The organism is Streptomyces sp. ISL-43 (assembly GCF_018614195.1).
Classification (GTDB): domain Bacteria; phylum Actinomycetota; class Actinomycetes; order Streptomycetales; family Streptomycetaceae; genus Streptomyces.
Genome location: NZ_JAGGOT010000036.1, coordinates 36,168 through 43,942, shown reverse-complemented (window position 1 = coordinate 43,942; position 7,775 = coordinate 36,168). Strand labels below are relative to the sequence as shown.

7 protein-coding genes, 1 tRNA gene and 1 pseudogene are annotated in these 7,775 nt (G+C 73.2%); 3 read left to right on the top strand and 6 right to left on the bottom strand.

Annotated elements, in window-relative coordinates:
* Window positions 1-295: 295 nt before the first annotated feature.
* Window positions 296-982: a pentapeptide repeat-containing protein gene (locus J7F03_RS21990; RefSeq protein ID WP_214952004.1), complete on the bottom strand. Its 687-nt coding sequence runs from the start codon at window positions 980-982 to the stop codon at window positions 296-298.
* A gap of 123 nt (window positions 983-1,105) precedes the next feature.
* Here J7F03_RS21990 and J7F03_RS21985 point away from each other — a divergent pair.
* Both J7F03_RS21985 and J7F03_RS21980 read left to right on the top strand, forming a co-directional pair.
* A pseudogene (locus J7F03_RS21985) lies at window positions 1,106-2,097 on the top strand (zinc-binding dehydrogenase).
* A 275-nt stretch (window positions 2,098-2,372) separates the two neighbouring features.
* Window positions 2,373-2,765, top strand: coding sequence for a nuclear transport factor 2 family protein (locus J7F03_RS21980; protein WP_214952002.1), 393 nt, complete (start codon window positions 2,373-2,375; stop codon window positions 2,763-2,765).
* A gap of 44 nt (window positions 2,766-2,809) precedes the next feature.
* Here J7F03_RS21980 and J7F03_RS21975 read toward each other — a convergent pair whose 3' ends face one another.
* The 3 genes from J7F03_RS21975 to J7F03_RS21965 form a co-directional block, all read right to left on the bottom strand.
* Entirely contained in the window at window positions 2,810-3,286 is a 477-nt protein-coding gene (locus J7F03_RS21975; protein ID WP_214952000.1) for a GNAT family N-acetyltransferase, read from the bottom strand.
* Window positions 3,287-3,295: 9 nt separating this feature from the next.
* Complete coding sequence (locus tag J7F03_RS21970; protein ID WP_214951998.1) at window positions 3,296-4,231, bottom strand: aminoglycoside phosphotransferase family protein; 936 nt, start codon at window positions 4,229-4,231, stop codon at window positions 3,296-3,298.
* 80 nt (window positions 4,232-4,311) lie between these two features.
* On the bottom strand, window positions 4,312-5,049 hold the full coding sequence (locus J7F03_RS21965) for a thioredoxin domain-containing protein (protein ID WP_214951996.1): 738 nt from the start codon (window positions 5,047-5,049) through the stop codon (window positions 4,312-4,314).
* Window positions 5,050-5,208: 159 nt separating this feature from the next.
* Here J7F03_RS21965 and J7F03_RS21960 point away from each other — a divergent pair, with 159 nt between their 5' ends.
* The gene (locus J7F03_RS21960) at window positions 5,209-6,591 is read left to right on the top strand and encodes an FAD-binding oxidoreductase (RefSeq protein ID WP_214951994.1); all 1,383 of its coding nucleotides are present in this window, start codon (window positions 5,209-5,211) and stop codon (window positions 6,589-6,591) included.
* Window positions 6,592-6,672: 81 nt separating this feature from the next.
* Here J7F03_RS21960 and J7F03_RS21955 read toward each other — a convergent pair.
* Window positions 6,673-6,749, bottom strand: a tRNA-Thr gene (locus J7F03_RS21955).
* Between the two features lie 200 nt (window positions 6,750-6,949).
* Window positions 6,950-7,618 (bottom strand): hypothetical protein, encoded by a 669-nt coding sequence (locus J7F03_RS21950; RefSeq protein ID WP_214951992.1) that lies wholly within the window; start codon window positions 7,616-7,618, stop codon window positions 6,950-6,952.
* Window positions 7,619-7,775 lie beyond the last annotated feature (157 nt).

Sequence of the window (7,775 nt, the reverse complement as noted above, 5' to 3'; positions counted from 1 at the left end):
GTCCGGCGTTTGAGGACCGGGCCCGGACCGAGCCCGCTTCCAGCCCGTCCGGCGTTTGAGGATCGGGCCCGGACCGAGCCCGGGGAACGGTGGAAGGGCGGGTAGGGGACACGCCCCGCGCAGCGGCCCACCCGCAGCCGAGCCGCCAAATCCGGCCGGGCAGGGCAGCCGTGCGGCCCGGACAGGCCGGGCCGGAGCCCGTCAGGCCCGAGACTCCGCCCCGCACGGGCAGGCCAGGCCCAGGCAGGCGAGGCCGGGCCAGGCCAGGGACCCGCCCGGCCAAAGCCGCCGCCGGCTACGGCATCACCCGCAACCCCAGCTGCGCCGCCAGCCCCGGCGCCAGCTCGAACAGCTGCCCCGGACTGATCACCGCCCCCGCCAACGCGTCCACCCCCCGCGCGATGCCCAGCTCCACCGCCCCCCGCAGGTCCACCTCCGACAGCCGCGCCCCCGAGAAGTCCGCCCCGCGCAACGTGCAGTCCCGGAACTCCACCCGCTCCAGCACCGCCCCCGCGAAGTCCGGCTCCACCAGCACGCACCCCTCGAAGACGACGTCCTTCAGCCGCGCCGCCCGCAAGTTCAGGTAATCGATCTTGCCCCCGCGTACGAGGACCCGCTCCAGCACCGCCCCGTGCAACTGCACCCCGCCCAGCCGGGCCTCCAGCAGCTCCACGTCCCGCAGCGAAGCCCCCGACAGGTCGGTCCCGACACCCCGGACCCCCTCCAGCACCGAGTCCAGGAACCTCGCCTTCGCGAGCCCCGTCTCGTCCAGCGCGCAGCGACGTAGCGCGCAGTCCATGAACCGGGCCCCGACCCCCTCCTGGCCCGCCAGGTCCACGTCCGCGAGCTCCAGCCCGTCGTAGTCCCCGTCCGGCTCCAGCCCACCGCCCTCCCACGCGCCGAGCTCCGGCAGCCGCACCTCCGGCCGCCGCGCCGCCTTCACCGTCTCCGCCGCCCGCCCTGCCTGCCCGTTCCTCGCCATCCCCCCATCCTGACCCACACCACTGACAGCGCCCTTGACCTCAACCCCACTTCAGGTAACAGGCTCACCCCCATGACCCGAAACCCCACGACCGCCGCCGCCACCGCCCAATCCCCCACCCACATGAACGCCATCCGCCTCCACGCCTTCGGCCCCGCCGAGAACCTCTCCTACGAACCGGCCCCCTCCCCGTCCCCGCCCCCGGCCAGCTCCGCATCGCCGTCGCCGCCGCCGGCGTCCACCTCCTCGACACCAGCCTCCGCCGCGGCGTCCAAGGCCCGCCCGCCCCCCTCCCGGAGCTGCCGACCATCCCCGGCCGCGAAGTCGCCGGCACCGTCGACGCCCTCGGCCCCGGCACCGACCCCGCCTGGCTCGGCCGCACCGTCGTCGTCCACCTCGGATTCGCGCCCGGCGGCTACGCCGAGTACGCCGTCACCGACGCCGCCCGCGTCCACCCCGTCCCGCCCGGCCTCGACCCCGCCGAAGCCGTCGCCATGATCGGCACCGGCCGCACCACGCTCGGGATCCTCCAGTTCGCCGACCTGGGTCCCGACTCCGTCGCCCTCGTCCCCGCCGCCGCGGGCGGCATCGGCACGCTGCTCGTCCAGTACGCGAAGAACGCCGGAGCCACCGTCGTCGCCCTCGCCGGCGGCCCCGCCAAGACCGCCCGCGCCGCCGCGGCCGGCGCCGACCTCGCCCTCGACTACACCCGCCCCGACTGGGCCGACGCCGTACGCGCACACCACCCCGCCGGCGCCACCGTCCTCTTCGACTCCGTCGGCGGCCCCATCGCCCGCACCGCCCTCGACCTGCTGGCCGACGGCGGCCTCCACCTCGTCTTCGGCTGGTCCGGCGGCCCGATCCCGCTCACCGACGCCGACCGCGCCGCGCTCGAAGCCCGCTCCGTCACCACACGGAACGTCCTCGGCCCCGCCATGCTCCAGCGCGCCGGCGGCGACGACCCGCTGCGCCTCCTCGAAGCCCGCGCCCTCGCCGAAGCCGCCTCCGGCCGGCTGCGCCCCGCCCTGCGGCGCTACCCCCTGTCCGAAGCCGCCGCCGCCCACCGCGACCTGGAGAACCGCGCCACCACGGGCAAGGTCGTCCTGGAGCCGTAGCCCGGGCCGGGCCGGGCCGGGCGGGGCCGGGCCGGGCCGGACCCCCGTAAGGACCATCCATCCGTCCGTCGGCCAGAGCGTCGCCGCCAGGAGACCTCTGATCCGGTTCGGTTCGTCGCCGTCCGGGCGCACGGCACGTACCGACCTCAAAAGCGGGCGTCTCGGAGTGGACATCGCTACGGCCAGGCGTCGACGTTCGGCCCAATGGCCGAACTCAACCGAGCTGCGACGCCTCGCGCGGCATACCGTCGCCGGAGATACCACAGGAGGCCCCGATGACCGATCACCCACACATCGCCGTGTTCCACCGCACCCTCGCTGCCTTCGCGGCCGGCGACATGGACGCACTGGCGGAGGTCTTCCACCCCGATGTGGTCTGGCACGCTGGGGGCAGGAATCTGCTGGCAGGTGACTACCGGGGGCGCGAGGAAACGTTCGCGCAGTTCGGCCAAGAGTTCCAGCTGACGGGCGGCACCTACCGCCCACAGCTCCAGAACGTCCTCGCCAACGACGACCACACCGTCGCCCTGCTCCACGCCACGGCGTCACGTGAAGGCAAGCAGCTCGACATGGACTACGTCATCGTCTTCCGCATTGCCGACGGCCTGATCACCGAAGGCCGGACATTCGTTGCCGACCCGCCCGCTTACGACGAGTTCTGGTCGTAGAAACACGAGCGCGGCAGCGATCGGCGGCAAGGGCTCCGGTGCGCTCACTCCGCCCCGGCCAGCTCGCGGAGCGCGTCGTCCGTCAGGCGGTTCACGGTCCACTCGTCCATTGGCACCGCTCCGACTGATCGATAGAAGTCGATGGCAGGCACATTCCAGTCGAGGACCGACCACTCCAGCCGCTCGTACCCGCGCTCCACACAGATCCGCGCCAGCTCCGCCAGCAGCGCCTTCCCGTAACCGCCACCGCGCACGCCGGGACGTACGTACAGGTCCTCCAGGTAGATCCCGTGCACCCCGCGCCACGTCGAGAAGCTCAGGAACCACAGCGAGAAGCCGACGGCCTCCCCCTCCGGCGTCTGCGCGATGTGCGCGAACGCCGCCGGCCGCTCCCCGAACAACGCCTCCCGCAGCTGCTCTTCGGTGGCGCGCGCCTCCTGGGGCACCTTCTCGTACTCCGCGAGCTCACGGATCATGGAATGGATGACGGGGACGTCTCCGACGACAGCGCTACGGATCATGCGTGCAGCCTACGACCGGCCCCCGAGCAGCAGCTCCGCCACCTCCAGCTGCACCTCGGCCGGCTGCTCCCCGTCCTCCACGTCCCACAGACAGTTCTGCAACACCCGCCCCAGCGTCCACGCCCGCGCCCGCTCCCGGTCGGCCCCCACCGCCTCCGCGAGCAGGTCGAACCGCCACCGCACCTCCCGCGCCCGGAAGTTGTCGACCAGAGCCGGCAGCAGCTCGAAGCCCGGATCCCCCGCCAGTGGCTTCGGATCGATCGCCAGCCACGGCTCGCGGCCGCCCGCCAGCACGTTGTCGTAGTGCAGGTCCCAGTGCAGCAACCGCTCCCCGCCCGCCCCGACCTCCCCCGCCGGGCGCTCCCCCGCCACCTCCGCGACCGCCGCCGCGCAGTCCGCGACGAGCCGCCGCGCCCGCCCGTCCGCCACCTCGGCCAGCGCCTCCGGCACCGCCTCCAGCATCCGCGCCGCGATGTCCCCGAGCCTGCGCAGCCCGTGCGGCGCGGGCACCGCCGTCAGCCGCGCCAGCAACTCCCCGATCACCACCACCGCCCGCCGGGAATCGGCCCCCGCCACCTCCGACAGGTGCCGCCCCTCGTCGAGGCGCTCCAGCAACAGCGTCCCGGTGGCCGCGTCGTCCGCCAGCAGCCGTACGGAGCCCTCCCCGGCCCACGCACGCAGCGCGAGCGCCTCCCCCGCGCTCTCCTCGTCCAACGCCTGCAGCTTCAGCGCGGCCGGCGACCCGTCGGCCCGCGCGACCGGCAGCACCAAGGCCGTCGCCCCGTGCATGCCCGGCCCCGTCACCCGCAGCTCCCACCGCTCCAGGAAGAGCGCCGCCCGCGCGGGCAGCGCGTCGACGAACTCCCGCCCGGCCGCGCCGTTGTGGCGGAGCTGCGCCCGCACCAGCGCGTCGGGGACACCCGCGAACCCTGCGAACTCGACCATGAGCCAACCCTAGGACCGGCAAACCCCCGGCCCCCGGCCCACAGCCCCGGGCCCCGGGCCCCGGGCCCCGGGAAAGGCCCTCAGGCCGGGGCCCCGATGCCCACACCCCTCAACGCCTCGGTGAACGCCCCCGCGTCGAACATCGACCCGTCCCGCGTCCCGACCGGCTTCCCGTCGACCAGCACCATCGGCGCCGCCCGCGCGCCCGTCTCCTCGAAGCCCTTCTCGGCCTCGCCGACCCACCCCTTGTACGTCTTCCCCGCCACGGCCGCGTCGAAGTCCTCCCCGCGCAGCCCCGGCACCACGTCCGCGATCTTCAACAGCAGCTCGTCCGTGAACTTCCCCTTCGGCTGGCTCGCGAAGACCGCCGCGTGGTACTCCGCGAACTTCCCCGCGTCCACCGACGCGCGCAGCGCGTTCACGGCCTTCACCGAACCGCTCGCCCCGCCCTGGTCCAGGAACGACGCCAGCCCGTACTCGATCTTCACCCGGCCGTCCGCCGCAAGCTCCAGCAGCGCCTCGCCCCCGGCCTCCTCGAACCGGGCGCAGTATCCGCACTTCGGATCCACCAGCACCTGCGCGGTGCGCGGCGCGTCCGCCCGGCCGACCACGATCTTCGGCCCGTCCACCACGGCCGGCAGCTTCGCGAGCCGATCGGCGATCGGGCTGGTCCGCACGACGGCCTCGGAGGTGGCCGCGTCCCTCTCCCCACCCGTCCCGGAACCGCATCCGGCGACGGCTCCACCCAGCAGCGCGGCGGCCGCGACCCCGGCGACCAGTTTCCCGGCCGTCCGTACCCGTATACGTCCGCGCACCATACAAACCCAACCTCTCACCAGAAAAGCATCTAAATCCCCCGAGCCACCTTAAGGACGAGAACCCCCGGCCCGCATCAACCATCCGGCCACCATCCAGACCCCGAAACCCGACGTCACGTCCCTGGACACCCATCCGGAACGAGGTGTACCAACTCCCCCATGACGATCAACGGCGGCATTTCCTTCTGGCACGCGACAGACGAACCCGCCACCTCCCGCCCACCCCGAGCCCCCCTCACCGGCGACGCCACGGCCGACGTCGTGATCGTCGGCGGCGGCTACACCGGCCTGTGGACCGCCTATTACCTCAAGACCGCCGCCCCCGACCTGCGCGTCACCGTCCTGGAGCAGAAGTCCTGCGGCTACGGCGCCTCCGGCCGCAACGGCGGCTGGCTCTACAACGGCATCGCCGGCCGCGACCGCTACGCGGCCCGCCACGGCCACCAGGCGGCCCTGCGCCTCCAGCACGCCATGAACGACACCGTCACCGAAGTCATCGGCATCGCCGCCAAGGAGGGCATCGACGCCGACATCCACCACGGCGGAGTCCTCGAAGTCGCCCGCACCCCCGCCCAACTGACCCGCCTCAAGGCCTTCCACGACGCCGAACTCGCCTTCGGCGAAACCGAGCGCGAGCTCTACGACGCCACGGACACCCACGCCCGCATCGACATCGCGGACGCGGTCGGCTCCACCTGGACCCCCCACGGAGCCCGCATCCACCCCCTCAAGCTCCTCAAGGGCCTGGCCGCCGCGTGCGAACGCCTCGGCGTCGTCATCCACGAATCCACCCCGGTCACGGAGATCAGCCCGCGCCGCGCCCGCACCCCCTACGGCACGGTCCGCGCCCCGTACGTCCTGCGCTGCACGGAGGGCTTCACCGCCGCCCTCAAGGGCCAGAAGCGCTCCTGGCTCCCGATGAACTCCTCGATGATCGCGACGGCCCCCCTCCCCCCGGAGGTCTGGTCCCAGCTCGGCTGGGCCGGCTCGGAAACCCTGGGCGACATGGCCCACGCGTACATGTACGCCCAGCGCACGGCGGACGACCGCATCGCCATCGGCGGCCGCGGCGTCCCCTACCGCTTCGGCTCCCGCACCGACAACGACGGCCGCACCCAGCCCGCCACCATCGCCGCCCTCACGCACCTTTTGGAGGGGTTCTTCCCGATCCTCACGGGCGTCGAGATCACCCACGCCTGGTCGGGAGTCCTCGGCGTCCCCCGCGACTGGTGCGCCACGGTCACCCTGGACGCGACCACGGGCCTCGGCTGCGCCGGCGGCTACGTCGGCTCCGGCGTGGCCACTTCCAACCTCGCGGCCCGCACCCTGCGCGACCTGGTCCTCGGCGACCCCACCGACCTGACCACGCTCCCCTGGGTCAACCACCGCGTCCGCCGCTGGGAACCGGAGCCCTTCCGCTGGCTCGGCGTCCAGGCCCTCTACGCCGCCTACCGCGAGGCCGACCGCCGCGAATCCACCACCCACACCCCGACGACAACTCCCCTGGCCCGCCTGGCAGACCGCGTCTCAGGGCGGCACTGACCGCACACGGAAGGCCCCGGGTGATCACCCGGGGCCTTCCGCTTTACGAATTCCCTCGGCCAGTAGTCCTCTGACCTGGAATGGAGCCCCCTGTCGGATTCGAACCGACGACCTACGCTTTACAAGAGCGTTGCTCTGGCCAGCTGAGCTAAGGAGGCGCATGTGACACTGCGCAGCGCACAGAATCGCCTTCACTCTACACAGCCGCCACACCCCGCCGCGAAGAACTTTCCGGCCCTCGCAGCCCCTCGCCCCCCAGTTCGTTCCGCGTACTGAGGCGCGCGTCCCAGCGACGAGGGACGGCGGCTCCACCGACCGGTGGCGGAGGCACTGCCGCCCGGCAGGACCCCGCCCCCCGTCACACCCCCGGGTACCCCGCCCGGGCCAGCCTCGGGGCCACCGCCTCCAGGGGGAGGCCCGGGTTGAGGGCGTCGACGATGTCCTGGGTGACCGGGCGCAGTGACCAGACGTGGCGGACGGCCTCCAGGGGGAGGGTGGTCTCGTAGTAGTCCTCGGCGAAGTCGCGGTACGCCTCCGGGGTGCCCGCCGCGAGGACCTCGAAGAGGTAGTCGGCGCCGTCCGGGTCGCAGCTGCCCTCCGGGAACTCCACCCGGCCGGCCCGCCAGGCCGTGTCGCCGCTCTCGCGCCAGAAGACGGCGGTCGCGTTGAGCACGCCCTCCTCCGTGCAGAACGCCGGCTCCGCCACCAGCGGCCGGAAGGCCTCCGGTATGCCGTCCACCAGCCCGGGCCACAGCTCGGTCTCGTCCCCGCCCCACGGGCTCATCCGCGACTCGTGGTCGAAGCCGCAGCCGAAGACCCCGTCCGCCGTGAAGACGATCGCGTAGTCGTCGCCCGAGCCGTTGTCCATCAGCGCCGCCTCCTCCCCCGGGCCCCAGGCGGAGTCGTACGAGAAGTAGCCGCCGTCCTCGTTGCCGCTGATCACCAGCTCCAGTGCCGCCATCGCCCGGCAGCGGTCGCGCAGGGTCTCGATGTCGGGCAGGGCGCGGGTCAGGTCGTAGATGGTCATGGTCGGGATGTAAGCAGCCGCCTCTGACAGTCGGGGAAGTCACTCCCGTCCAGGTGCTGACAGGAGGCGTCCCGGCCGGTAGCGTCGGGGCCGAGTCCGGTTACTGGACTAGACCTTCCACTCGGATCGTCCGGCACGTTCCTGCCGGTAGAAGGGA